Origin of the sequence: Paenibacillus sp. FSL R5-0749, assembly GCF_038595085.1 — a bacterium.
Lineage (GTDB): Bacteria > Bacillota > Bacilli > Paenibacillales > Paenibacillaceae > Paenibacillus.
In genome coordinates this window covers 3,750,208-3,774,621 of sequence record NZ_CP152005.1, presented here as the reverse complement: position 1 = coordinate 3,774,621, position 24,414 = coordinate 3,750,208, and the positions used below count along the sequence as shown (strand labels likewise).

Genomic DNA, 24,414 nt, shown 5'->3' with positions numbered 1-24,414 from the left:
ATGAGTACACATATTGGAGCAAAACCCGGAGATATCGCAGAAACAATCCTATTGCCAGGAGACCCTTTGCGCGCGAAGTATATTGCAGATACGTACCTCGAAGATGTTGTATGTTACAACGAGGTTCGTGGAATGCTCGGTTACACAGGTACATATCAAGGACACCGGATTTCGGTACAAGGTTCAGGGATGGGCATTCCGTCTTTTGCAATCTATGCTAACGAGTTAATCAGTGAATATGGCGTGAAAAACCTGATTCGTGTAGGGACTTGCGGCGGTATGCAGGAGCATGTACGTGTACGTGACGTCATCCTTGCACAAGCAGCATGTACGGATTCCAGCATGAACAAACATGTATTTGGTGGATATGACTTCTCGCCAATCGCTACGTTCTCTCTGCTGAAAGAAGCATATGACCGTGCAACAGCTAAAGGCATGAAGATTCATGTCGGTAACGTGTTCAGCTCCGATTCATTCTACCGTGATGACCGTTCCGTCACTGAGAAATTGATGAAGCACGGCGTACTCGGCGTAGAGATGGAAACAACAGCACTGTACACCATCGCTGCCAAGTTCGGTGTTAACGCACTGACCATCCTGACAGTAAGTGACCACTTGCTGACAGGCGAAGAAACATCTGCCGAAGAGCGTCAAAAAACGTTTAACGACATGATGGTAGTGGCTCTGGACACAGCAATCACACTGTAATTGTTGCATATTATATTCAAACATCATTTGATTTTGATCGAAACTTTTGTTTTAAGCACGGAGTGAAGGACCCGGAATCGATTCTGAAGAAGCGTTAGCGTTCGCCTAAAAGCTTTCTGAAAGAAAGCTGCTTCGGAAGGATACGCTGTCTCCGAGTTTTCTCCATTGTAAAATGGATCAAAAAAACTTGGAGACAACAGCGATCATAAGAACGATCCGGGGCCGGAACGGATTAACTACAAAGTGTTCTATACAATCAATTTCACACACAAGGAGAGATCATCATGAGAATGGTAGACATTATTGCCAAGAAACGCGACGGTAAAGAACTGACAACAGCTGAGATTGATTTTGTTGTTCAAGGATATACACAAGGAGAGATCCCGGACTATCAAGTCAGCGCATGGGCGATGGCGGTATTCTTCAAAGATATGACAGACAAGGAACGCGCGGATTTGACTATGTCGATGGTGAATTCCGGTGAAACGATTGACCTGTCTGCTATCGAAGGAATCAAAGTAGACAAGCACTCCACAGGAGGAGTGGGCGATACAACAACATTGGTACTCGCTCCGCTCGTTGCTGCGCTTGATGTCCCTGTTGCTAAAATGTCCGGACGTGGACTTGGTCACACAGGTGGTACAACAGACAAGCTGGAGTCCGTAGCTGGATTCCACGTAGAGCTTGAAAAAGAAGAGTTCATTCGTCTCGTCAACGAGCATAAGGTTGCTGTTATTGGACAAAGTGGTAACCTCACGCCAGCTGACAAGAAGCTCTATGCTCTGCGTGATGTAACAGCTACCGTTAACTCCATCCCACTGATCGCCAGCTCCATCATGAGCAAGAAAATTGCAGCAGGTGCAGATGCGATTGTATTGGATGTTAAAACGGGTGCTGGTGCATTTATGAAAACAACGGAAGATGCTAAAGAATTGGCACATGCTATGGTTAGCATTGGTAACAATGTTGGACGTAAAACGATGGCGGTTATCTCCGACATGTCCCAACCACTGGGTCTGGCGATCGGTAACGCGCTTGAAGTAAAAGAAGCTATCCTTACCCTGCAAGGTAAAGGCCCGAAAGATCTGGAAGAATTGTGTCTGGCACTTGGACGTCAGATGGTATTCCTTGCTGGTAAGGCAGATTCCTTGGAGCATGCTGAGGAGAAATTGAAAGAAGTGATCCAGAACGGTAAAGCACTGGAGAAATTCAAAGATTTCCTGGCAAACCAAGGCGGAGACGCTTCGGTTGTGGATCATCCAGATCGTTTGCCACAAGCACAGTACCTGATTGAAGTACCAGCAGACAAAGACGGATATGTTGCCGGAATCGTCGCTGACGAAATCGGAACGGCTGCAATGCTGCTCGGCGCGGGCCGTGCAACAAAAGAGTCTGAAATCGATCTCGCGGTTGGTCTGATGCTGAACAAAAAAGTCGGTGACACAGTCAAAGCTGGTGAGTCCCTCGTAACGATCCATGCCAACCGTGAAGATGTAGCAGATGTCATTGCGAAGATCAAAGAAAACATTACGATTGCGGATCATGCCGATGCTCCTGTATTGGTTCATGATATCGTAACAGAATAATACAATCAGAGCAGATGAGATCTAATCTAATATCTGACTGAACACGAAAGCCCCAGACTATGAAATCCATAGTTTTGGGGCTTTTTTGTCGTTGAAGAGCCCGCTGTTAATGATAGCGATTATCGGCTCTTAATTTGTTCATACGCCATTACGGAATCGGCACTTGTATAAATGTATGGCGTGGACGGCTCGGATACAGGTGTCACCTTTGTTGCACGAATCTCAATGGTATCTTTGCCATCTACTTGTGCAGAGCCGATGGTGCCATCGATTTTCACCCAGCTGTCAGTAGGGAAATTATTTGCTTCTGGGATGTGAACCATGACGCCGAAGGGAGCAGCATCAGCAGGACAGCACATGACGAGAAATCGTCCGAGTGCAAAATGTGATTCATGATCCATGCTTTTGTCCCGATAAACAAACCCGGATAACGAGATATCTTTGCCTGCAAATTGTCGCTGGAACATATCGATCGTGCCGAGTGTTTCAGAGAAAATTTCAGGATAGACTCGAATGACCTGTTCGGCATACAACTTCTCTGCCAGTTCTGCGAATTCACGGCTGTACTCATCCGGCGGTACAAATTGCACGGTAGTGGCCGTTGTAGATGTAACAGCAGTTTGTTGCTGTTTTTGCTGTGCAAGATCCTGTACATTTAATTTTACTGTTTCAGGTAAAGGCTCTTTACGACGAATCTCCGGAGGAGCATAGGTGAGAGACATGCCTTTCTGACTGGCCATAGAGCTGCCAAGAGCCCGATCAGGTAACAGAAATCCCAGCAACAAGGGAATAGCAATCAGACCATAGACTAACGAGCTGCGTAGCAAACCGGAAGGCGGTGGATGTTCACAGTCGCAATGAACCTCGTTTCTGCCGAATAATCCATGCCAAGCCATGATAACAGCAATAAATAAAAAGGGAACAGGGCAGCATAACAGCAGTTTTTGCATCGTTGGTGCCAAATAATAATGAAGAGAATCACTCGAATTCAAGTGAATAATGTATACTGCTAACCCGCCGATCCATCCTGCACGGATCAGGTTATGCCATTGGATGAAGTGTGATCTTGGAACAGGAGATTTGGTTATCGTATAAACAGTGTGGTTCATATCATCACCTCATTTCTATATCATAGTTAGGATGAAAGTTCATGGGGTTAACCATTCAGGTCATGAAGTATGTTGCTCAACGTTTATACCAGCAGGTTAATCAACCAAGAGCCGACAAAGACGAGTGTGATAATCGCCAGACTTAGACCGATAACAAACCGGGTACGGAAGGTCGAGAGTAGCATAAGCGTGCTTTTGAAATCCAGCATCGGACCTAACACAAGGAAGGATACCAGCGGCCCCAGTGCAAACGTATGTGAGAACGCAGAAGCCACAAAAGCATCCGAAGTGGAGCAGAGAGACAGTACATAAGCAAAGGCCATCATAAACACATAGGAGGCGACAGGACCATTGCCAAGTGAGATGAGATCGCTGCGGCTAATGAATGTCTGGATGCAGGCTGTAATCAGGGCACCGATCACCAGATATTTGCTCATATCGATAAATTCATCTCCGGCATGAATGAAGAAGCTGCGCCAGTTTTTCACATGGTTGTGTTCATGAGCATTTGCATGAGCATGAGGTTGAGCCATTTTAAATCCAGGATGCGTCTTGACCTCTGTCACTGCAACTTTTGGCAATCGAAGGGGATTTCGACGAACGAACACATATACCAATCCACCTATGGAAGCTGCCACGGCAAAGGCCAGTCCCATGCGGGCAATGGTAATCTCAGGATGGGAGGGAAAGGCGAGCAAGGTTGCGGTAAATACGATGGGATTCACTACAGGCCCACTCAAGATGAACGTAACTGCGATATAGGCAGGCATGCCTTTGTGCATCAACCTTCTTACGACCGGGATCATGCCACATTCACAGATAGGAAAAATAATACCAAGCAGCCCCGCAACCAGCACACCGCCGATCGGGTTCTTAGGCGTAAGTCTGCGGACCATTTCTTCGGATACGAACCACTGCATGAGCGAAGATAATAGCACACCCATGAGCAGAAACGGTGCGGCTTCAAGGAAAATACCTATGAATACGGTTTTCATATTTTGCAAAGCTTCACTGTTCCATGCTTCCTTCAGATCTGGAGCCATCGTGATCAACACGGGAACAAGAAATGCACAAGGGATCAGGAAGGACAGGAGCTTCAGATTGGCTGCCATTTTCATGAAACAGACCTCCACAACTAGGACTTTGCTAAAATATATGCTTGTACGTGCAGCAACATACATCATTTCTGTGTTCTAATCAACATTTTTACGATTAATCAAGATTCTTTATCATAGTAGAGTTGACAATCTAAAGAAAACTGAGGTATAGTTCGGATTGATCATGATTAATGGTAATAATTACGATTAAGGCTACAACTTAAACAGAGTGGAGGAAGTAGAAATGTCAGATCAACAGGTTCAACATCGGGTTCCAGTAACCGTACTTAGTGGATATTTGGGTGCAGGCAAAACGACACTGCTCAATCATGTGCTTCATAATCGCGAGGGAATGCGGGTTGCTGTCATCGTGAATGATCTTAGTGAGGTTAACATCGATGCAGGCTTAATACGAGATGGTGGAGGATTATCACGTATTGATGAAAAGCTGGTAGAGATGTCGAATGGTTGCATCTGCTGCACGTTGCGGGAGGATCTGCTGAAAGAAGTTGAGCGGCTGGCGCTGGATGGTTCTTTTGACTACATATTGATTGAATCCACGGGTATTGGAGAGCCGGTGCCTGTTGCACAGACGTTTACGTATATTGATGAGGAACTCGGCATTGATTTGACGAAATTCACTCGTCTGGACACGATGGTTACGGTTGTTGATGCTGCCCAGTTCTGGCGTGATTTTTATTCCAAAGAAACATTGAAGGACCGCGGACAGGAAGCCGGCGAGGACGATGTTCGAGGAATTGTTCATCTGTTGACGGACCAAGTGGAATTCTGTGATGTGCTGATTTTGAATAAATGTGATCTGGTGTCGGAGGAAGAACTGACGAAGCTTGAGAAGGCACTACACGCCATGCAACCGGAAGCCAGGCTGATTCGCACCACACATGGGCAGATTGATCCGAGAGAAATATTGAATACAGGACGTTTTGATTTTGAAAAAGCAAGCCAGTCCGCGGGTTGGATCCGCGAATTAATGAAAGAGGAGCATACACCCGAGACCGAAGAATATGGAATACATTCATTTGTCTATCATCGTAAACGTCCATTCCACCCGGAACGCTTGCTGCGTTGGATTGCCAAATATCCAGATAGCATCGTGCGATCCAAGGGTCTGATGTGGCTGGCGACAAGGAACCATATGGCGATTTCGTTCAGTCATGCAGGGACATCGAAGCAACTTGCGCCAGCAGGAATATGGGTAGGTGCGATGAGTGAGGAGGAAAGGCAACTTCACTTTGGCGATACATTACCAAACATACCGGATTGGGATGATGAGTGGGGTGACCGGGTAACGAAATTGGTATTCATCGGTATTGACATGAACAGGGCGGAGATTGAACGTACTTTGGATGAGACTCTTCTTACGGAGGAGGAGATGCAATTGAACTGGCGTGAATTGAAAGATCCTTTTCCGGCGTGGAGTTGACAAAAGAAAAGGCATAGGCTAATATCATTAAATAGTAATTATTACGATTAAATAAGAGGAGGCAACAACCATGAGAGTCATTGTAACCTTAGCCTGCACCGAGTGCGGCGATCGCAACTACACAACAACCAAAAATAAGCGTAACCATCCGGAGAGACTTGAGATGAAAAAGTATTCCCCACGTTTGAAGAAAATGACGATCCACCGGGAAACCAGATAAATTTTTTTGATATTTTTAAATCGTAAAATTTACGAAAAGAGGGAGCGGCATGATCCTATCTTCCATGCGTGATGTTGTATTTGGATATGGCAAAGAGCCAGTCATTGATCAACTGTCGCTGGATATCCATGTGGGAGAGTTCATAGGCATTACAGGTCCCAATGGCTCTGCCAAAACGACCCTGTTAAAGCTGCTGCTGGGGCTGCTCAAGCCCTGGAGCGGCACGATACATATGAATCCACAGTTGAAACGTGGGAACAACTCCAATATCGGTTATGTGCCCCAGCAGGTGGCATCGTTTAATAGTGGATTCCCCAGCACCGTAATTGAACTGGTTCGGTCAGGGTGTTACACCAAGCTGGGACTATTCCGCAGATTCACAGCAGAGCAGGATGCCATCGTTGAACGCAGTTTGCGTGAAGTTGGCATGTGGGAGTATCGGAATACACGAGTTGGTGAACTGTCCGGTGGACAGAAGCAGAGGATCTGTATCGCGAGAGCGATGGCTGGGCAACCGCAGGTTCTGGTACTGGATGAGCCTACAACAGGAATGGACCGCCACAGTCGTGAAGGATTCTACAATCTGATGCGCCACTATGCTGATGAACATGGGATCACCATTATTATGGTTACTCACGGGCTGGAAGAAATGGGAGATCGATTGGACCGAACGATAACTCTGGAGCGGCAAGAAAGTGAGGAATGGCAGTGTTTGAGTACGAATTCATGCAACGTGCCTTCTGGGCAGGGGGACTGATTGGAGTCATCGCTCCAATTCTCGGAGTCTATCTGATGCTCAGGCGGCAGGTACTAATGGCAGACACGTTATCCCACGTCTCACTCGCAGGGGTTGCGCTCGGTTCAGTCATGAATCTTAACCCGGTCATCTGTGGATTCGCTGTCGCATTGATCGGTGCATTATTGGTTGAACAACTGCGGCGAAGTTACCGAACCTACAGTGAGGTACCAGTAGCGATCATCATGACTTCGGGGCTGGCCCTTGCTGTAGTGTTAATGAGTCTCCAAACTAATCTGTCGAAGGCATTCAGCTCATACTTATTCGGATCAATTGTCGCAGTTAGCGATATACAGTTGTGGATGATGGCAAGTGTATGTGTGTTTGGTTTACTTTTTTTCATTCTGTTACGCAGACCTTTGTACAGCTTTACCTTTGATGAAGAGACAGCTTCCATAGGGGGTGTTCAGGTGAAAGGATTATCGTTTGCCTTTGCCATTCTGACAGGAATGACTGTAGCTTCAGCCATGCCCATTGTCGGTGTGTTGTTGGTATCAGCTCTCATAGTACTGCCCGCTGCCTTGGCACTGAGAGTGTCTCGAAGTTTTACAGCAGCGATTATTGTCGCGGTAATTACAGGATTAATCGGTATTTTTAGCGGACTCACAACATCTTACCATCTAAATACACCTCCAGGAGGAACAATTGCTCTTATCCTGCTGGTCTTTCTATTGACTGGAATATCAGCGCAAAAGCTGATTGCACGATACAATCGCAAGCGTCACCGCAGAGAAACAAAATCACAGCACGTCATTCGGGTCAACCATTCAAGGAGGAAAACATCACCATGAAATTCAGTAAAAAAGCTACGCTCGGATTATTGTTCAGTCTTACACTTATCGTTGCAGGATGCGGACAAAAATCCGCTTCAGATACGAATGCAAGCTCTACAGGTACCAATAATGCAATCTCCACAGAGAGTGAAGCTGCCAAACTAAACGTACAGGTCAGCTTCTACCCGATGTACGAGTTCACCAAAAATGTGGCAGGGGATCTGGCAGAGGTGCATACGCTCGTTCCAGCAGGGATGGAGCCTCATGATTGGGAGCCCACTCCACAGGACATTGCCAGCATTGAAAAAGCGGATGTACTTGTATACAACGGTGCGGGTATGGAAACATGGATGGATCAGGTCACTGGAAGTTTGAGCAATGCTTCGCTCATTCAGGTGGAGGCAAGCAAAGGCATCAACCTGCTTGAAGGTGGAGAACATGATCACCATCATGGAGATTCTGAGGCAACAGAACACGATCATGACCATGCGAATGGAGCGACTACAGATGAACACGACCACGATCATGCGGTTGAAGTGACTACGGAAGAACACGACCATGATCATGACGCTGAGGCGGAAGAAGGACATGATCACGATCACGGTGGACTGGATCCCCACGTATGGCTGTCACCTGCACTGGCTGTCAAAGAAGTACGTAATATTGAAGCGGGATTGGCACAGGCTGCCCCGGAACATGCTGAACAGTTCAAGAAGAATGCAGATGCCTACGTTGCTCAGCTGGAGTCACTGGATCAAGACTTCAAGTCGGCTGTGGCGGATAGCAAACGCAAGGATTTCATCACACAACACGCTGCATTTGGCTACCTTGCACAGGAATATGGATTGCAACAGGTGCCCATCGCAGGATTGTCTCCGGAACAAGAACCTTCGGCAGCGCAGATGGCATCCGTCATTGACTTTGCAAAAGAGCATCAGGTGAAAACGATTTTCTTCGAAACACTGGTGTCCTCCAAAGTGTCTGAGACGATTGCAAGTGAAGTGGGAGCCAAGACGGCAGTACTGAACCCGATTGAGGGACTCACCGAGAAAGAGATCGCGTCGGGAATGGACTACATTAGTGTGATGAGACAGAATCTGGAGGCTCTGAAACTGGCACTGAACGAATAATTAAAGATCAGTTTGATGCCTTTCACTGAAAAAGGTACAATAATACAACATGCTGAGGAATGGGAGTGTCATTCCTTTGCCTTTTTGCGAAGCAGAGAGCACAGGGATGTGCTCTCTCTTTGTTGATGAGGTGACCGGATCAAGGAGAACAGGAGGACGCATTGGATGAATTTAAATGAAGAACATGAAGTGCTGCTAAGTGAACAGCCTGTCCATCTGTGGAGACGGCGCAAGCTGGAGCTGATGCACTGGACGGAACGCGACAAACATACGGTTTCCGCGAAGAAAACGGAGATGTGGAACGGTGTTGAAGTTGATGCCGAGCTCGTGAACGCATTGTCCATCCTTCAGAAACAGGGGGTAACGACGGAATTTTCATGTGCAGGGGTGAGTCCGCTTGATGAACCTGTCGATCATTCCCTCTATGCTTATGTTACTCTGGTACAAAGTGAAGTTGCCGATCAATTCGTGCACTACGCGCTCCATCGGATGCGGAATCGATTGCTCGTTACGCTAGAGGCCGAAAAAGGCCGCTATGATCTATCTTCTTTTTTCATTGGACACAATCGGAGCTTCTGCTGGTGGATGGAGCAATGCGCATTACAGTTCGGAAGCCGAAACGAATCGAGTGAAAAAAGCGTAGTATAAAGGATAGGCTTGTTTATTTGAAGGTAAAGGAGGTATGACACGATTGAATAAGTGGGTCAAAACGATACTTTTTCTATTAGGCTCCGTCTTTCTCACACGATTCATCCCATTCTCGTCCCTGTTCCGCAACCTGGATACGATGATTCACGAATTCGGCCATGCACTCATGACGTTAATATTGTCGGGTAAAGTGCTGCGGATTGAATTGTACGCTGATCATAGCGGTGTAACGTATTCATCCATGCTGACGCCAGGCAGATCTATATTGGTTTCTCTCGCAGGATATATCAGTGCATCCTTGTTCGCCTGGCTGTTGTTTTACTTATACCGCAAAGGCTTGCATATGTGGGGACTCGGGATTATGACGGCTGTCGCTCTGGTGTCGCTCCTGTTATATGTAAGAGGAGAGTTCGGCATGTTATGGCTGACCGGGTTCATCGTACTTAACGTTGTCATTATGATTTTCGGTGCCAAGATTGTGAAGTACTATTATCTACTACTGGCGTTTCTTACACTGGAAGAGTCTGTCGTTAGTGCCGTATACGTTGGACTGATGTCCTGGACTCAACCTTCTCGGGCAGGCGATGCGGCGAATCTCGCTCAGCAGACATTCCTTCCGGCGTTATTCTGGGGAACACTGTTTGCTTTATTTGCACTGTGGTGCGCCAAAGGTGCGCTGACACTCTTTTTCCGCAAAGAAAGTACTTCGCGTTCATCACGTTCTCGGGGATTACGAAGAGCGTAACGAATATGAAGATATACCAAGCAAAGAAGGCACCTCCTTTCTGCCTGAAGGGAGAGTGCCTTTTGCTGTTGGACTTACATCGGATATAGATTACACGGAATTTAATCTCCGAGATTTTCCCATAGCACATAAAAGTAATAAATCTCTTCCATAATCGCCTTATCATCCTCTGCCGCAACGCCGCCCTTGATCCGCGCAAGGGTGCCCAGAATATCATATATGGTTTCACGTTCCACACTGAACTGAATGCGGTTGACAATTTTATCCCAGGCCTTCATGGCGTAATTAACTTGAGACTTGGCTTCAGTCCATTTTTTACCCTCAACTTGTTTCTCTAATGTTTGTATAGATTCAAGCAAGCGATCATCGGTGCCAAATGGCTTTTTAAGAAAGGCTCCGCTAGCCATAATTGCAACGAACACAAGAATGAGGCAGATCGGAAGCACATATAACAGCCAGAAACGCGTTTTCATTCAACCGCCTCCTTGATGTAAAGAGTTTAGAAAGGCCCCTCATAATCGCCCATATCGATTTTATCGGTGATCTTGTCCTTGAACAGATCAACATACAATTTGTCATTGGGCAATATCGCGGCAAAAGCAATATCCTGTATCGTGATCTTTTGCTTTTTCAGCTGCTCGCTGAGCCAATTGATATCCTTGTTTCGTTCCTCCAGATTCTGCTTAATCAGAAGGCCGTCAATGATGATTTCTGTCATCAGCTTGCTCTTGGGCGGGTGCATATGCATGTCTTTTGCGGTTACAGGCTGATTCTCAGGTTTCAAAACAACGGAGAGGCTTCCATCCGGTTCAAGAATGGCATAGTCTAGCGTCGTGATATCAAATACATCTTTTTGCCTAAGCATCATGGTCAACTCGTCAAATTTAACTCGCATTTTGCTCAGGTTCTGTTCGAGAATTTTACCGTTCTGGATGATCAATGTGGGGTCAGAGTCCATTAGTTTGGAGATGGTACGATTCTTCAGTGTAATATACTGAAAGATGATCGTAATGATTGTGAAAATGGTCAAGGCCACAAAATGAATCCACGCTTTGGAGGAAAGATCAGTTGCAAACGTTCCCGCAATGGAACCAATTGTGATGCCGTTGATGTAATCAAAATACGTTAAGTTACCCATTTGCTGTTTGCCCAGCACCCTTGTGTAGATGATGAGGGTCAGGAAGGCGATAATAGACCTTACTGCAACAACCCATGTTTCTTCCATCATATATGTATCACCTTCCTTTACTTCACTTCTCCAATTCTCTATGACAAGCATTTCCTAGGCTGGGTGATCTTATGCTTGAACGCAAAAAACCGACACATGGATAAGTATTCCAAGTATCGGTTTCAATAATGACCTATATGAGTTGAACTGAATCATTTACTTGTAACGAAGATAAAAGAAAAAACTATGAAAAGGAAGCATTCGCTGTTATTGTTATACACCCGAGTACGCCATAAATCCACCATCTACCGGAATGACTGTGCCAGTGACAAAGCCGGACTGTCTTTCATCCGCAAGCCACATCAATGTGCCAAGCAGGTCTTCCGGTTTGCCAAAGCGGCGCATGGGTGTATGTGCAATAATTTTACTGGAACGCTCCGTAGGTGAGCCATCTGGTTGCAGTAATAGATTACGGTTCTGCTCGGTCAGGAAAAACCCGGGTGCAATAGCATTGACACGAATACCGGATTCGGCCAGATGAACGGCAAGCCACTGCGTGAAGTTGTTAATTGCGGCCTTCGCAGCACTATACGCTGGAACTTTCGTCATGGGCGATGGGGCGCTCATGGAAGAAATATTAATGACAGTGGCAGGAACATCGCGCTCTATCATATGTTTTGCAAAGATCTGAGTGGGGATGAGAGAACCGACAAAATTCAGATCCATCACCTGACGAAAACCCTCTACAGATACATCGAAAAACGTAGTGACATCATTCTGCGCCAGATCTTCCAATCTGAAAATTTCATTCGTGGTGTTGGCACTGGCGTTATTGCCACCGGCGCCATTAATAAGAATATCACAGGGTCCAAGTTGCTCCAGCACAGCATCTGCCGCCGCTTGTACGCTCTCTGCCTGGGTTACGTCACAGGCAACAGCAATCGCTCTGCCACCCGCAGCTTCAATTGCAGCTACAACTTCTTGTCCCTTGGACACGGTACGGTTCAGAATGGCTACGCTTGCACCATGTCGAGCGAGTTCTTCCGCCATGGAGCGGCATAATACCCCAGCACCTCCGGTGATTACAACTGTTCTGCCTTCGAGACGAGTTGAGCGTTCATATTGGTGTTCACTCATGCTTTTGCCCTCCTTTGCAGGGAATCCCAGACGCCCCAGAGATACATGATTCCCAAAGCCCGGTCATAGAGTCCATAGCCAGGTCGGCACTGTTCTCCCCAGAGATGACGACCGTGGTCGGGTCTTGCATAACCTTCATAACCGATATCGTGATAAGCCTCAACAACCCCCGCAATATCAACACTACCATCCTGACTGCGATGTGAAGTTTCGATAAAGTCGCCGTTTTCGTAGATTTTGACATTACGAATGTGGGCAAATGGAATCCGATCCTTGAACTCGTGTATCATGCCGATAATGTCATTATCCGCATTTGCTCCCAAAGAGCCACTGCATAGTGTCACGCTGTTGTAAGGGCTATCATAAAGATTCAAATATTTCCGAACATTCTCCTGACTTATAATAATCTTCGGCAATCCAAAGATTGGCCAAGGCGGGTCATCAGGATGGATGGCCATTCGAATCCCCAGCCGCTCGGCTGTAGGCATAATCTCTTGTAGGAAATAACGTGCGTGCTCCCACATATGATCCTCGGTTACATCCTTGTAGGCTTCGAACAGACCTGTTAAATACTGCAATCGTTCCGGTTCCCAACCTGGCATGGTGAGTGCGGAGTTTTCCGTAATGCGTCGAACGAGTTCTAGAGGTTCTATATCTGCGAGTTTACTGTGCTCATAGAAGAGGGCAGTTGAACCATCCTCCATTTCCTTGTGCATATCCGTGCGAAGCCAGTCGAAGATCGGCATGAAGTTGTAACAGATGACCTTCACACCCACCTGAGCCAGTTTCTCCATCGTTTTAATATAGTTCGCAATGTATTTATCCCTTGATGGCAGACCCAACTTGATATCTTCGTGGATGTTCACACTCTCAACGACATCCAGATGTAACCCGGCCTTATCCGCTGCCGTTTTGACAGCGAGTATCTTGTCCATTGGCCATTCCTCGCCAGCAGGAACATCGTGCAGTGCCCACACAATACCTTCAACACCCGGAATCTGCCGGATATGATCCAGCGTTACCGTATCATTGCCTTCGCCGAACCAGCGAAAAACCATTCTCATCACGTTCACCTCATCATGAATAGTAGTAAGAAAAATGCAGTCATTGAAAATAGGAAGGATATGTATCCTGCAGGACAGCCAAATCGGTAACAGTTAAATGCAAGTGTTCCTGCATCAGTCGCTCTGCTGTGTCGGCATCATGCTGTTGAATGGCCTTGACCATCGACAGGTGTTGTTCAATTAAATGATCCCACTGATGATCCGAGGACAGGCGTAACATGCGACTTCGATTCAAATGTACATTCATCTGCTGGATAACAGTCCAGATGTTGCTTTTATTGCAGCCTGCAAAAAGAGTGCTATGGAATTCCTCATCCAATTGAAACATTCGTTCATCATCCGGTTTGATCCTGCATTCCTGCTGCCACGCAAGGTTCTGTTCAAGAGCTACCATTTGTTCGTTTGGAAAGTTCTCGCAGGCGAGCCTGATTACGGCTCGTTCGAGCTGTTCACGCATGAACCGTGCTTCCTCAACGAGATCGACCTGAATCAGAGAGACGTATGTGCCACGCTGTGGATACACTTCCAGCAGACCTTCCTGAGCAAGTCTTACAAAACTCTCTCGAACAGGTGTCCGGCTTACCTGAAACTCCATTGAAATTTCCTTCTCAGAAATAGCTGTTCCTGGAGGCATTTTCAGACTTAAAATGAGTTGTTTCAGCGTGAAGTAAACGACATCTCGCGTTGAATAAGATTGTTTATTCATGGAGGACATGCTGCTCGCAACAGGTAACAAACCGGCTTTGGATGATAACTTCGGGGTATATTCCACAACTTCAACTCCTTCATTGACATACTACCATACTTGTATGGTAGTATGGAAGCGCTTTATCGGCATTATATTAAATTTAGTTGATGATTCACTTGCAGTTCAAGGAAATGCAGAGTACAATTCAGTTTATTAGGTTCGAATGTTTAAACCAACAGACGCAAATAACGGAGAAATTACACGTTGGAATATTGATAAAGAAATATAAAGAAATCGTATAGAGGTGAAACCATGGGACAAAAAGCAATCAGCGTTTTTCAAACCTGTATCCCGTTATTTCAGGTGTTAAGTGACAATCACCGTCAAGCCATTTTGCTGACACTCACCGAGAAGGGCAGAATGACCGTGAATGAAATTACTGAGCAATCCAGTCTATCCCGGCCAGCCATATCTCATCATCTCAAGCTTTTGTTAGAGAAGGGACTCATATCCGTGGAACAGAAGGGCACACAGCGATATTATTCGGCTTCATTGAATGCATCGGTGGAACTGCTGAAGGAACTGGTAGCTGCTTTGGAAGAAGAGTGCCTGTAGAGGAATAGTGCTGTAACATGCTTTTGCATGTACCTAATAGGTTCGTAAGTTTAAACGCTTAATCAAAACTAAACTGAGGAGTATGTATATATGACAACGACGATACAGGAAGTAACCAGCCAGGAAGTTGAACTGATTTTGGAGCAGCAACGACAATTCTTTCATTCCGGGGCCACACGATCAGCAGAAGCTCGAATTGCTCGTCTGACCCAACTCAAGCAGGCGATTCAAAAGTATGAGACCAGACTGACAGAAGCTCTATATCAGGATTTGGGTAAAAGTGAGTTCGAATCCTACACGACCGAGATTGGATTTATGATGGACAGCATTACACACACCATTCGTAAAGTGAAAAAATGGGTGAAACCCGTTAAAGTGAAAACGCAAATGGCACTCTTGGGGTCCAAAAGTGTTATTATACCTGAACCCTATGGGTCTGTTCTGATCATTGGACCATTCAATTATCCATTTCAACTCTTAATCGAACCATTGGTAGGGGCGATTGCAGCAGGTAACACAGCCGTGCTCAAAGCGTCAGAGAATACACCGGCAGTGTCCGCGGTTGTACGTGAAATGATTGCGAGTGTGTTCGAACCGGCATACGTACAAGTGCTTGAAGGTGCCAAAGACACAACGACAGCGCTGATTAATGCGCCATTTGACTATATTTTTTTTACAGGCAGTGTACCGGTAGGCAAGATTGTGATGGAGGCAGCTGCCAAAAATCTCGTTCCCGTTACGTTAGAACTGGGAGGCAAGAGTCCGGTCATCGTTGATGAACAGGCGGATATCAAAGTAGCTGCGCAACGCATTATATGGGGCAAACTGCTCAATACAGGACAGACCTGTATCGCACCCGATTATTTGCTCGTGCATGAGCGCGTGAAGGAACCGTTAATTACAGAGATGAAAGCAGCGATCGTGTCCTTCTTTGGATCGGATATCCAGCACAACAAGGACTATGGACGAATCGTGAACAAGGGTCATTTTAAACGTCTGACGACGTTGATTGAACGGGATCAGGATAAAGTGATATATGGTGGCGCATCGGATGAGGAAGACCGTTTCATTGAACCTACATTAATTGATGCTGAATCTTGGGATGCAGCTACGATGGAAGATGAAATCTTTGGACCGATTCTGCCGATCATTAGCTACCGTAACGTAGATGAGGCCATTGTAGAGATCGTAAAGCGGCCGAAACCACTCGCCTTGTATCTATTTACTTCCGACACACAGATTCAGGACAAGGTGCTGCGTGAAGTTTCTTTTGGAGGCGGCTGCATTAACGATACCATCACACATGTTGCGAATCCGCGTTTGCCATTTGGCGGTGTTGGTCATTCCGGTGTTGGTTCATATCATGGAAAGTACAGCTTCGAAACGTTCTCCCATCTCAAAAGTGTACTGAAAAAAAGCACCAAACTGAATCTGCCGATTCTGTATCCCCCGTATGATAACAAGCTGAAGCTGATTAAACGTTTGTTGAAATAAATAAGAAAGACGAAAGCCTGCTACTGGACCTTATTCCAGAGCAGGCTTTTCCTGTCGGTAACGGGATGGTGACATGCCGGACCAGCGCTTGAATTGACGACTGAAATGGGCAATATCCTTGTAACCAAGCATGACGGCAATATTTTGAACGGATAGCTTCGGATTGCCCAGAAGTAGCTTCGCTTCATGCAAAACCAACTGGGACAATACAGCACGGGGAGACTGACCAAATACCTGCTTGAACACGCGATTACAGTGAGAAGAACTGATACCCAGCTCGGCTGCAATATCATCAATGCCATAGTGACCACTCGATTCGTGTCCCTGTTTGAATTGCTGACTCATCAGGCCCTGCAGTCGATTGCGAATCTGGTGGGCGAGTTCGATCTTTTCATGTCCGTCGGTAAACCATTGTGCTGCCTCTTGCGAGACCGCCTCCCACAGATGACCAAATAATTCGAATACCGCAGATTGCAACTGCATACGCTGCACCATCGTATTAGCAGTTTCATCATCCGCAGATGACATCAATTTGTGTAAAACCGGCTCAATCTGCTGTGTAACCGGACTATCCGCGCTGAATCGTATTTGCTTGATGCGTGCCAACAACGATAGGAACAACTGATCGTCAATATCAAAGTGCATACAAAAATACGTGAATCCCTTGCCGTTATGGCTCTGACTGGAATGAATGCTTCCCGGTGGAATCAGGAGCAGTTCGCCAGCCTTTTGAATATACAGGGTACCGTTCACCATCATCCTTTGCTCGCCTTCGGTAACATAATTCAGTTCATATTGAGGGTGCTCATGCGCCGGATAATCCCAGTCCGTACCAACTCTTCGTAAATGAATGGCGAACAGATTGACCGTTGTTTGCACATCTGGATAAAAAACTTCATGGACACTTTCTCCCAAAGCAGGAGGCAAGAACGTTGACGACATGGAAGATCCCCCTTTTATAGAGATTGTTCAAAAAAGCGCTTTTGATTACATACTTATTTCAAATGGAATGCTTTTGTGTAACCGCTTTAATCCATTATAGTCTATCAGCTTGATTTGGGTAAATATCAGATTGATTTGATCATGGTCTGAGGTGGAACCACATGTTAGGATGGGGCTAATGAAAACGTATGCAAACTATTTTGAGAGGGGTTATGATTCGTGAGCACATCGAAATCCATCTTTTATAACGCACATCACGCACCGATTGGTGCTTTTGCGAGTTTTACACTGGGATATAAAGGAGCCAAAGGCGGGCTGGGTCTTGAGCTCGGCAAACCGGCAGACCAGAATGTATATATTGGATTACAATCTCGCGATGGAGAGAATTATCAGGCGCTTCCTTTTTATGAAGCTTCCGAGGATGAGAGCAGCCGTTATGATGTAGAGAAGTTGGAAAATGGGGACACGGCTCTGACCACAGCGTCCAAAGTTCCGCAACCTCTGATTGCGGCTTTTCGTGATGAAGAGATTACCCGTGAATTCACCTCAGGTACAGATACATGGACTGCAGGAGATCTGACATTTCGCATCTACTCGCCTGTACGTCCAGTACCTGATCCAACGAGTGGAGATCGTGAAGCCTTAATGGATGCACTCGTACCTGCCGTATTGGTCGAGATGACGATTGACAATACGCAAGGTCAACAAGCACGTAAAGCCTATTTTGGCTATCAGGGCAATGATCCGTACTCTGCAATGCGTCTAATTGGGGGACCTGAGGGCGGCTCCATCACAGGTGTGGGACAAGGTCGACTTACAGCGATTATGTCGGCAGATGACGGACTGTGGCCAGCACGCGGATTCACGCTGGAGAAGCTCTTGCAGGAGAAACATCGGGATAATCTGGCATTTGGACTTGGCTCAACCGCTGCACTACTGATGGAGGTGCCGGCTGGAGAGAAACGTACGTATCAATTCGCCGTATGTTTCTATCGCGGGGGCATTGTGACAACTGGAATGGACACAACGTATTGGTATACGCGCTACTTCTCCGATATTCAGGCAACAGGAGCGTATGCACTCCAACGATTCAGTGAGTTGACCGCATCCTGTGGAGAGGTTGAACAGCGCCTTGGAACGGCTGCTTTGACCGAAGATCAATCATTCATGCTTGCTCATTCCATTCACAGTTATTATGCCAGTACTCAATTGCTGGATGCCGATGGCGAGCCACTCTGGGTGGTGAACGAAGGGGAGTATCGGATGATGAACACACTTGATCTGACGGCCGATCAGTTGTACTTCGAGCTTGCCTTGAATCCATGGACGGTGCGTAATGAGCTGGAGTGGTTTGTCAAACGATACAGTTATACCGATCAGGTTCGTTTCCCGGGGGAAGAAAAGTTACATCCGGGCGGAATTACCTTTACCCATGATATGGGTGTTGCCAACGTGTTCTCACGCCCTGGACACTCGGCATATGAACTGGTTGGCATTGACGACTGCTTTTCACAGATGAGCCACGAGGAACTGGTGAACTGGCTCTGCTGCGCGACCGTATACATTGAACAGACACAGGATCAAGCATTTGTGAAAAACATGCTGCCTGTTATCCAAAATTGCTTCGAAAGTATGCTTAATCGTGACCATCCTATCGCGGAGCAGCGTAACGGTCTGATGGGCCTAGATAGCAGCCGTACCCAAGGTGGAGCGGAAATTACAACTTATGACAGCCTGGATGTGTCACTGGGTCAGTCGCGCAATAATATCTATCTGGCGGGTAAATGTTGGGCGGTCTATGTTGCATTGGAGAAGCTGTTCGCAACGGAGAAGTTGGCGGATCTGTCACATCAAGCAGGGCTTCAGGCGGATCGCTGCGCAGCCAGTATTGCTGCACAGTTGACGGATGGCGGCTACATTCCAGCTGTTATTGCAGAAAATAATGATTCCCGAATCATTCCGGCGATTGAAGGTCTGGTATTCCCTTACTTTACAGGCTGTGAAGCAGCATTGGATATCAATGGTCGTTTTGGACCTTATCTGAAAGCACTCCAAACTCATCTGAAGACGGTTCTTGTACCAGGAACATGCCTGTTCGAAGATGGAGGCTGGAAACTGTCCTCAACAAGCAATAACTCGTGGCTGAGCAAAATCTATCTGTCCCAGTTCATCGCTAGAGAGCTGCTGGATGTGGAATGGAATGAGACAGGCAAGGCAGCAGACGCGGCTCATGTCAACTGGCTGTTGCATCCGGAGGAATCGTACTGGTGCTGGAGTGACCAGATCCTGTCTGGCGTAGCGGTTGGCAGCAAGTACTATCCGCGTGGTGTGACGTCGATTCTATGGCTACTCGAAGGAAAAGGGAATCACCTTGCACAGATCTATGCTACCAAGGAGGCGGTACAATGAACCAATCTATCGTTCAATCTGCTTTGTCAGGTCCACAGTATGATGCATGGCTGGGGTATCACTCCGAATTGCCAAAAGCGAATGGAATTGCCCGTAAGAAGGCTCCTGCGTGGAGCAAGCTGATACTGGCGGAAGAGAAGCATGGAGTAATCACAACAGCACTGACCGAACTTTCACGGGGACTGGAGAAGCTGTATGGCGTGAAACCGACAGTCAGTCAGCTGTCTGATGCTCAGCAAAGTGAGCGGCACAATCACGATTCCGATCCCGCCATACGAATCGGTACTTGGACAGGGAGCGATTCGGTGGCTGCGTCGTTCAGTGAGACAGAGCGTTCTGCTGTTCAAGGAGAAGGGTACATCATTCGTGAAAGCGAGGGTGTGCTGGTCATTGGTTCAGAGACTCCCCAAGGATTATTGTATGGTGCATTCCATCTGCTTCGGGAACTGACAATGGATCAAGGTGGTGCAAGTGAGGCGGATGGCGCTGTGAGTAAATGGAGCTTCATTACAGAGCAGCCTACCAATGCGCTACGGATGATTAACCAGTGGGATAACGTGGACGGCAGCATTGAACGTGGATACGCAGGAGACTCCATTTTCTATGATAACGGGGAATTCACACTGGACTTGGACCGCATCAGGGACTACGCACGTTTACTCGCTTCGACAGGCATCAATGCCATATCGATCAATAATGTCAATGTACACCGCCGTGAGAGCTTGTTTTTGACGGAACGTTATCTTAGCGATGTGGTGAAGGTTGCTGCTGAATTCAGAGCGTATGGTATTCGATTGTTCCTGAGCGCCAACTACGCGAGTCCAATCGAGATTGGTGGGTTACGTACAGCAGATCCGCTGGATGCGCAGGTACGGGAATGGTGGAACATTCAAACGGCCAAGGTGTACGCAGCCATTCCGGATTTTGGCGGTTACCTGATTAAGGCAGACTCCGAGAATCGGCCGGGACCGTTCACGTATAACCGTGATCATGCTGATGGTGCAAACATGCTGGCTGAAGCCCTTCGGCCATTCGGTGGATTGGTGATCTGGCGTTGCTTCGTCTATAACTGCAAGCAGGACTGGCGGGATCGTTCCACTGACCGTGCACGTGCAGCATATGACCACTTTACGCCGTTGGACGGGCGTTTTGCCGAAAATGTCATTTTGCAGATCAAGAACGGGCCGATGGACTTTCAGGTGAGGGAGGCGGTATCCCCACTGTTCGGAGCCATGGAACATACGAATCAGGTGATTGAATTCCAGATTACACAGGAGTATACCGGGCAACAGCGTCATCTCTGTTATCTGGTTCCCCAGTGGAAAGAAGTATTGGACTTTGACACCTACGCCAAAGGCAAAGGTTCAGAGATCAAGAGAATCGCGGATGGTTCTCTGTATAAACGACCTCACAGTGGCTTCGCGGCAGTCTCCAACATTGGTGCTGATGCCTGTTGGACAGGACACCCACTCGCTCAGGCGAATCTGTATGGATACGGGAGACTTGCGTGGAATCCGGAGCTGTCGGCAGAAGAGATTGCCGATGAGTGGGTGAGACTCACATTTGGACATGAAGACGAAGTCGTGCGGAAGGTTACGGATATGCTTTTGACTTCACTAGATATCTATGAGAATTATACGGCGCCTCTCGGTGTGGGTTGGATGGTTAATCCCGAACATCATTATGGACCGAATGTAGATGGATACGAGTATTCCAAATGGGGGACGTATCACTTTGCCGATTGTCATGGCATTGGTGTAGATCGAACCGTGAAGAGCGGTACAGGATACACCTCACAGTATCACCCTGAGAATGCGGATCGCTATGAGTCCTTGGACACCTGTCCTGATGAGCTGATCTTATTTTTCCATCACGTGCCATACACCCATGTTCTGCATTCGGGCAAGACAGTCATTCAGCATATTTATGATACACATTTTGAAGGTGTTGCACAGGCAGAGGCATTAGCTGAGACATGGAGACAGCTTGAGGGCCATATCGACCCGGTTATTTTCAGCAAAGTTGCTTCATTACAGGATAACCAGGCCGAACATGCCAAGGAATGGCGGGACATGATCAATACGTATTTCTATCGCAAGAGCGGTATTGCGGATGAACAAGGTCGAACAATCTATTGATTGGTGATGTAAAGAGGGAAGATACCTTGTTTTCTTTGATGTAGAATAGACAGCATGGACATACCTGAGGAGGAGATACGTATGGGACAACATCAACTGCCCGAGAACATGAAGGCCGCAGTCATGACAAAGCCAGGACATATTATTATTGAGGAACAACCCGTTCCCCAACCAGAAGCGGATGAGGTGTTAATCCAGGTGATGGCTGTCGGGGTGTGCGGCTCGGATGTGCATTATTTCGAACATGGGCGCATAGGCAGATTTGTCGTGGAAAAACCGATTATTCTGGGTCATGAGTGTGCGGGGATCATTGCTGCTGTGGGCTCGAACGTATCACGTTTGAAAACAGGGGATCGGGTTGCTATTGAGCCTGGGGTGACTTGCGGACGTTGCACGGCATGCAAGGAAGGTCGCTATAACCTGTGTCCGGATGTACAATTTCTGGCGACCCCTCCCGTGGATGGCGCATTTGTACAATACATGGTGATGCGTGAAGATATGGTATTCCCGATTCCAGATCATCTGTCTTATGAAGAAGCAGCAATGAACGAGCCATTCTCCGTTGGGATTCACGCTGCACGCCGGAGCAAATTGGCTCCGGGTACAACCCTGGCGATTATGGGCATGGGTCCAGTTGGACTCATGGCTGTGGCTGCTGCCAAATCTTTCGGTGTAGAGAAGATCATTGTAACGGATCTGGAAGAAGTTAGGCTAGAAGCGGCACGCCGCATGGGTGCCACTCATGCCATTAATGTGCGGAATGAAGATGCGCTGGCTGTGATTCGCGAGTTAACAGGTGGTGTGGGTGTCGATACCGCATGGGAAACAGCGGGCAATCCAAAGGCGCTACAATCTGCTCTGTATTCCCTTCGACGTGGAGGTAAACTTGCGATTGTGGGTCTGCCTGCACAGGATGAGATTGCACTCAATGTTCCATTTATTGCGGACAATGAAGTTGATATCTATGGCATATTCCGTTATGCCAACACGTATCCGGCAGGGATCGAGTTCCTGAGCTCCGGCCAGCATGACGTAATGTCCCTGATTACAGATCGTTATTCACTCGAAGAGACACAGCAGGCGATGGAACGTGCATTACACAATAAGAGCGGTAGTCTGAAGGTCATGGTATATCCGAACGGCAGATAGGCACAACTTGAGAGAGTCCGGCAGTTCAGGACTCTTTTTTTGTTTTTTTCACAAAATTAAGGGATAGACAAGCTCCCATAACATGGTATAATTCATGAAGATTTTAATATATAAAAGGATACACACCATCATGGTGAATAAGTACCTTGAATAAGTACCTAGCGAAAGGAAATGAAAGTTGTGAGAGTACATGAATTTATGATTCACGCTGATTTTCATCGGGATGATCTGATGTCGGTATCTTCTCAAGCGTCACGTTTTTCCTCGGATATTATTTTGTCGTATATGGAGTCTGAGCATGAGCATCGTGTAGATGTCAAAAGCCTGCTTGGAATGGCGTTACTACCCATTCGATATGGTAGTGTTGTCAGATTACAGACAAGGGGCAGGGATGAACTGGAGGCTTTGGAGTACATGCTGAATGTACTGGAGAAAGGGACGGCGTAACACCTGATTAGGTGCAAAATCACAGATATCATATTTTTTTTGGCTATTCCTCAAATCCTGCTGGTACTTTGTCCAAAAAAAGAGTATAATAAAATTTAGTTTGATTCTAAAGAAGTACCCATATTAAAGGAGTGTAAATAGATTATGCCAAAAGTTGACATCCATCCAAAGACACAAATCGTAATTTTTTACGATGCAAGTGCTGATTACAAATTCCTGAGTTCTTCCACGAAGTCCTCTAACGAAACTATGGAATGGGAAGATGGTAACTCTTACCCGGTAATCCGTGTGGACACTAGCTCCGCATCCCACCCGTTCTTCACTGGTAAACAAAGAAACGTGGATATCGGTGGTCGTGTTGATAAATTTAACCGTAAATACAACATCAACAAATAAGTTTGTCCATACATTACAAGAAAACCTCGGGATTCGTCCTGAGGTTTTTTTGTGTATTAATAAAAATTAATTCAACCAATTATTGCGCTTACAACACATTCGGATGTACACTAGAAAACAGAGCAAGAACATATGAAGGAGGAAATAGAGATGAGCAGCATCACACATATGGTAACGTTTACACTATACGCAGGTAAAGATACACCGGAGGCAGAAGCCTTTTTGAAGGAAAGTTCGGATGCACTGGCAGCCATTCCTGGGGTAGAGCAATTTCGGGTTCTGAGACAGGTAAGTGAGAAGAATGAGTTTGACTACAGCTTCTCGATGGTCTTCGCGGATCAGGCTGCGTATGATGCATACAACAATCACCCGGTTCACCGTCAGTATGTAGAAGAGCGTTGGGAAAAGGAAGTCAGTCGCTTCCAGGAAATTGATCTGATCCAGCATAATCATTAATATTCTCTACATATAGGGAAGCAAGCTGACTTACCATATACAGCATTGTACAATA

General features: G+C 46.7%; 25 protein-coding genes. 17 read left to right on the top strand and 8 right to left on the bottom strand.

Annotation, left to right across the window (positions count from 1 at the left end):
- Positions 1–708 carry a purine-nucleoside phosphorylase gene (gene deoD / locus MKY85_RS16605; protein ID WP_017688193.1) on the top strand — a complete coding sequence of 236 codons (708 nt, stop codon included), beginning with the start codon at positions 1–3 and terminating at the stop codon, positions 706–708.
- 284 nt (positions 709–992) lie between these two features.
- On the top strand, positions 993–2,294 hold the full coding sequence (locus tag MKY85_RS16600; protein WP_342570205.1) for a pyrimidine-nucleoside phosphorylase: 1,302 nt from the start codon (positions 993–995) through the stop codon (positions 2,292–2,294).
- Between the two features lie 119 nt (positions 2,295–2,413).
- Here MKY85_RS16600 and MKY85_RS16595 read toward each other — a convergent pair whose 3' ends face one another.
- Positions 2,414–3,403 (bottom strand): TIGR03943 family protein, encoded by a 990-nt coding sequence (locus tag MKY85_RS16595; RefSeq protein WP_342570204.1) that lies wholly within the window; start codon positions 3,401–3,403, stop codon positions 2,414–2,416.
- 83 nt (positions 3,404–3,486) lie between these two features.
- A complete protein-coding gene (locus tag MKY85_RS16590) occupies positions 3,487–4,521 on the bottom strand; it encodes a permease (RefSeq protein ID WP_342570202.1) in 1,035 nt (344 codons plus the stop codon).
- A gap of 223 nt (positions 4,522–4,744) precedes the next feature.
- On the opposite strand from MKY85_RS16590, the gene MKY85_RS16585 reads away from it, so the two are divergent.
- The 7 genes from MKY85_RS16585 to MKY85_RS16555 all read left to right on the top strand — a co-directional run bounded on the left by MKY85_RS16585 (position 4,745) and on the right by MKY85_RS16555 (position 10,256).
- Entirely contained in the window at positions 4,745–5,944 is a 1,200-nt protein-coding gene (locus MKY85_RS16585; RefSeq protein WP_342570201.1) for a GTP-binding protein, read from the top strand.
- Positions 5,945–6,014: 70 nt separating this feature from the next.
- Complete coding sequence (gene rpmG, locus MKY85_RS16580; RefSeq protein WP_036613813.1) at positions 6,015–6,164, top strand: 50S ribosomal protein L33; 150 nt, start codon at positions 6,015–6,017, stop codon at positions 6,162–6,164.
- A gap of 49 nt (positions 6,165–6,213) precedes the next feature.
- On the top strand, positions 6,214–6,921 hold the full coding sequence (locus MKY85_RS16575; protein WP_342570186.1) for a metal ABC transporter ATP-binding protein: 708 nt from the start codon (positions 6,214–6,216) through the stop codon (positions 6,919–6,921).
- Positions 6,867–7,751: a metal ABC transporter permease gene (locus MKY85_RS16570; protein ID WP_342570184.1), complete on the top strand. Its 885-nt coding sequence runs from the start codon at positions 6,867–6,869 to the stop codon at positions 7,749–7,751. Before MKY85_RS16575 ends, MKY85_RS16570 begins: the two co-directional genes overlap by 55 nt.
- Positions 7,748–8,863: a zinc ABC transporter substrate-binding protein gene (locus tag MKY85_RS16565; protein ID WP_342570182.1), complete on the top strand. Its 1,116-nt coding sequence runs from the start codon at positions 7,748–7,750 to the stop codon at positions 8,861–8,863. Before MKY85_RS16570 ends, MKY85_RS16565 begins: the two co-directional genes overlap by 4 nt.
- 165 nt (positions 8,864–9,028) lie before the next feature.
- On the top strand, positions 9,029–9,511 hold the full coding sequence (locus tag MKY85_RS16560) for a hypothetical protein (RefSeq protein WP_342570180.1): 483 nt from the start codon (positions 9,029–9,031) through the stop codon (positions 9,509–9,511).
- Between the two features lie 43 nt (positions 9,512–9,554).
- Entirely contained in the window at positions 9,555–10,256 is a 702-nt protein-coding gene (locus MKY85_RS16555; protein WP_339234226.1) for a M50 family metallopeptidase, read from the top strand.
- A gap of 101 nt (positions 10,257–10,357) precedes the next feature.
- Here MKY85_RS16555 and MKY85_RS16550 read toward each other — a convergent pair whose 3' ends face one another.
- From MKY85_RS16550 to MKY85_RS16530, 5 genes are all read right to left on the bottom strand, one after another.
- Positions 10,358–10,729: a DUF4363 family protein gene (locus MKY85_RS16550; protein WP_339234225.1), complete on the bottom strand. Its 372-nt coding sequence runs from the start codon at positions 10,727–10,729 to the stop codon at positions 10,358–10,360.
- A 26-nt stretch (positions 10,730–10,755) separates the two neighbouring features.
- Positions 10,756–11,484, bottom strand: a complete 729-nt coding sequence (locus tag MKY85_RS16545) for a DUF421 domain-containing protein (RefSeq protein ID WP_339234224.1) — start codon at positions 11,482–11,484, stop codon at positions 10,756–10,758.
- A 213-nt stretch (positions 11,485–11,697) separates the two neighbouring features.
- Positions 11,698–12,561, bottom strand: coding sequence for an SDR family oxidoreductase (locus tag MKY85_RS16540; protein WP_342570177.1), 864 nt, complete (start codon positions 12,559–12,561; stop codon positions 11,698–11,700).
- Positions 12,558–13,625, bottom strand: coding sequence for a mannonate dehydratase (gene uxuA, locus MKY85_RS16535; RefSeq protein WP_339234221.1), 1,068 nt, complete (start codon positions 13,623–13,625; stop codon positions 12,558–12,560). The genes MKY85_RS16540 and uxuA overlap by 4 nt, the downstream gene beginning before the upstream one ends.
- A gap of 40 nt (positions 13,626–13,665) precedes the next feature.
- Positions 13,666–14,340 (bottom strand): GntR family transcriptional regulator, encoded by a 675-nt coding sequence (locus MKY85_RS16530; RefSeq protein WP_339243107.1) that lies wholly within the window; start codon positions 14,338–14,340, stop codon positions 13,666–13,668.
- Positions 14,341–14,625: 285 nt separating this feature from the next.
- On the opposite strand from MKY85_RS16530, the gene MKY85_RS16525 reads away from it, so the two are divergent.
- Complete coding sequence (locus tag MKY85_RS16525) at positions 14,626–14,928, top strand: metalloregulator ArsR/SmtB family transcription factor (RefSeq protein ID WP_076331658.1); 303 nt, start codon at positions 14,626–14,628, stop codon at positions 14,926–14,928.
- Between the two features lie 90 nt (positions 14,929–15,018).
- Entirely contained in the window at positions 15,019–16,422 is a 1,404-nt protein-coding gene (locus MKY85_RS16520; protein WP_342570174.1) for an aldehyde dehydrogenase, read from the top strand.
- A gap of 30 nt (positions 16,423–16,452) precedes the next feature.
- Here MKY85_RS16520 and MKY85_RS16515 read toward each other — a convergent pair whose 3' ends face one another.
- Positions 16,453–17,364 (bottom strand): AraC family transcriptional regulator, encoded by a 912-nt coding sequence (locus tag MKY85_RS16515; RefSeq protein ID WP_339234216.1) that lies wholly within the window; start codon positions 17,362–17,364, stop codon positions 16,453–16,455.
- A gap of 219 nt (positions 17,365–17,583) precedes the next feature.
- Between MKY85_RS16515 and MKY85_RS16510 the strand changes: the two genes are divergently transcribed.
- The 6 genes from MKY85_RS16510 to MKY85_RS16485 all read left to right on the top strand — a co-directional run bounded on the left by MKY85_RS16510 (position 17,584) and on the right by MKY85_RS16485 (position 24,359).
- Positions 17,584–19,773, top strand: coding sequence for a glycoside hydrolase family 52 protein (locus tag MKY85_RS16510; RefSeq protein ID WP_342570172.1), 2,190 nt, complete (start codon positions 17,584–17,586; stop codon positions 19,771–19,773).
- Positions 19,770–21,911, top strand: coding sequence for an alpha-glucuronidase family glycosyl hydrolase (locus MKY85_RS16505; protein ID WP_342570170.1), 2,142 nt, complete (start codon positions 19,770–19,772; stop codon positions 21,909–21,911). The genes MKY85_RS16510 and MKY85_RS16505 overlap by 4 nt, the downstream gene beginning before the upstream one ends.
- A gap of 81 nt (positions 21,912–21,992) precedes the next feature.
- A complete protein-coding gene (locus tag MKY85_RS16500) occupies positions 21,993–23,060 on the top strand; it encodes an NAD(P)-dependent alcohol dehydrogenase (protein ID WP_339234209.1) in 1,068 nt (355 codons plus the stop codon).
- A gap of 171 nt (positions 23,061–23,231) precedes the next feature.
- A complete protein-coding gene (locus tag MKY85_RS16495) occupies positions 23,232–23,507 on the top strand; it encodes an HPr family phosphocarrier protein (protein ID WP_339234207.1) in 276 nt (91 codons plus the stop codon).
- Positions 23,508–23,651: 144 nt separating this feature from the next.
- Positions 23,652–23,903: a type B 50S ribosomal protein L31 gene (locus MKY85_RS16490; RefSeq protein WP_278294759.1), complete on the top strand. Its 252-nt coding sequence runs from the start codon at positions 23,652–23,654 to the stop codon at positions 23,901–23,903.
- 150 nt (positions 23,904–24,053) lie between these two features.
- The gene (locus MKY85_RS16485) at positions 24,054–24,359 is read left to right on the top strand and encodes a Dabb family protein (protein ID WP_339234203.1); all 306 of its coding nucleotides are present in this window, start codon (positions 24,054–24,056) and stop codon (positions 24,357–24,359) included.
- The last annotated feature ends 55 nt before the right edge of the window (positions 24,360–24,414 follow it).